Raw genomic sequence first — 2776 nt, forward strand, 5'->3', positions numbered from 1 at the left:
GTGCGATCCAGTTACCGCCTGAACTCATACGAACTGTGGTGTCAGTGCCGTATGACTGTGGCTTCGGTCTGTTAGTGCTCGTGGACTCAACACCTCGTTGCCTCGGTGCGTACATCCCGAGTCTATCGAACTCGTCTTCTACGAGTGACCTCATCGGTACTTCTTTTCCATGTGGGTTTCGAGCTTAGATGCGTTCAGCTCTTACCCCGTGTCGCGTGGCTACCCGGCATTGCGTTCTCACACAACCGGTACACCAGTGGCGACCAAACGTAGTTCCTCTCGTACTATACGTTCGTTCACGTCAAGTACCTTGACACCCCCAATAGATAGCAGCCGACCTGTCTCACGACGGTCTAAACCCAGCTCACGACCTCCTTTAATAGGCGAACAACCTCACCCTTGCCCGCTTCTGCACGGGCAGGATGGAGGGAACCGACATCGAGGTAGCAAGCCACCCGGTCGATATGTGCTCTTGCGGGTGACGACTCTGTTATCCCTAAGGTAGCTTTTCTGTCATCTACGGGCCCCATTCCGGAGCCTCGTAGGTTCGCTAGACCACGCTTTCGCGTCAGCGTCACTCGTTGGGAATGACACTGTCAGACCATCTTGTGCTCTTGCGCTCTTCGCCGGATTCCCGACCCGGCTGAGATGATCTTCGGGCGCGCTCGATATCTTTTCGAGCGCGTACCGCCCCAGTCAAACTGCCCGGCTACCGGTGTACTCCTCCCGGAGTGAGAGTCGCAGTCACCGACGGGTAGTATTTCAATGTTGCCTCGGTGGCCCGCTAGCGCGGGTACCTGTGTAACGGCTCCTACCTATGCTGCACATCGGCGACCACGTCTCAGCGACAGCCTGCAGTAAAGCTCTATAGGGTCTTCGCTTCCCCTTGGGGGTCTCCAGACTCCGCACTGGAACGTACAGTTCACCGGGTCCAACGTTGGGACAGTGGCGCTCTCGTTTATCCATTCATGCAAGCCGCTACTGAAGCGGCAAGGTACTACGCTACCTTAAGAGGGTCATAGTTACCCCCGCCGTTGACGGGTCCTTCGTCCTCTTGTACGAGGTGTTCAGATACCCGCACTGGGCAGGATTCAGTGACCGTACGAGTCCTTGCGGATTTGCGGTCACCTGTGTTGTTATTAGACAGTCGGAGCGCCCGAGTCACTGCGACCTGCTCCGTCGAGAGCAGGCATCCCTTCTTCCGAAGGTACGGGACTAACTTGCCGAATTCCCTAACGTCGGTTCTCCCGACAGGCCTTGGCTTGCGCTGCCAGAGCACCTGTGTCGGATCTCGGTACGGACATCGTGCTTGTCTTTTCACGGGCCCTATGTACGGCTGACTTGCGCTATCTCGCGCTTCTCTCGCTTCGTGCCGTGACGGCATCCACGAGGTTCCACGATTTGACCGGGCGAAGGCCCGGCTCAGCGTTCCACACGGCGTCGACGTTTACTGCACGATGGCACTGGAATCTTAACCAGTTTCCCGTTGATGCAGTCGAGTTGCGGTGCATCTTAGGACCGGCTGACCCTCGGCTGAGTGGCAGTGCCGAGGAACCCTTGCTCATCAGGCCGTCGAGGTTCTCACCCGACTATCGCTGCTACTGTGACCAGGATTGTCGTTTCTGAACGGTCCACGCGAGCTCTCGCCCGAGCTTCCATCCGAACAGAACGCCAACCTACGCGGTTGCCCCTGTCAAGGGCACGGCCAGGTCTCGGTGGTAGATTTGAGCCCCGATCATTTTGGGCGCCTCAAACCTCGGCCGGTAAGCTGTTACGCTTTTCTTAGAGGGTAGCTGCTTCTAAGCTCACCTCCCGGCTGTTTAGGGCTTGAGACCACCTTCGAATCGCACTTAATCTACACTTTGGGACCTTAACCCGGCTCTGGGTTGTTCCCCTCACGGTACACAGGCTTACCCCGCGTACCGGACTCCCATCGTCTACAACGCCTGCGGGTTTGGAGTTCGACAGGATGGCCGACTCCTCTCGGAGGCGGGTCATCCAATCGGTAGCTCTACCCCGCGGGCTATCTCGGATGAGGTCATGCTTCGACATGTTTCGGTTGGAACCAGCTGTTGCCAGGCTCGATGGGCCTTTCACCCCTATGCGCAGATCACGAGAGGATATTGTAGAATACCAACTCTAACGGGCCTCCACGTGGCTTTCGCCACGCTTCACCCTGCCTGCGTATAGATCGCCTGGTTTCGGGTCGCACCCAATTGACTCCCCGCGCTTGAACACGGTGGCCCTCACACATAGTGCTGCGGCCGTATCGGTTTCCCTGCGCCTTCCCCGGTTCACGGGTTAGACTCGCCAATCAAGTGCACTCCCTGGGTCGTTTTTCAAAACGCACGACACGACGCCGGCTCGATTCTCTTCCTACTAGAGGATCGCTCCTCGGTCGTTTCAAGAATCGCCTTGTACGCCCTGTCGCTCGATCGCCAGCTGATTTCAGGCCCTATTGCACCGCCCTTCTCGGGGTGCTTTTCAGCGTTCGCTCACGCTACTTGTTCGCTATCGGTCTCGAGGAGTGTTTAGCCTTCTCAGGGGATGCCTGAGTTGTTCACAGAGGATATCCGACCCCTGCTACTCTGGTATTGACGCCAACGGTACTGTCTCATTCTACGGGGTTGTCACCCTGTCTCACGCTCCGTTCCAGGAGACTTCAAATGAGAGCTCGCGTTTTGGTTGTCAACCCGAACACCACATTGGTCCGAAGACCTTCGGTTTGGGCTGTGTCGCTTTTACTCGCGGTTACTCACGAATAGTGAAGTGGGGA

Annotated in this window: 1 rRNA gene; it reads right to left on the minus strand. The window is 57.1% G+C overall.

The features are described 5' to 3' along the window. Positions 1-51 precede the first annotated feature (51 nt). Positions 52-2776: ribosomal RNA gene (locus tag ACP96_RS18150) — 23S ribosomal RNA — on the minus strand; the annotation flags it as partial.

This window comes from Halorubrum halophilum (genome assembly GCF_000739595.1).
Classification (GTDB): Archaea; Halobacteriota; Halobacteria; order Halobacteriales; family Haloferacaceae; genus Halorubrum; species Halorubrum halophilum.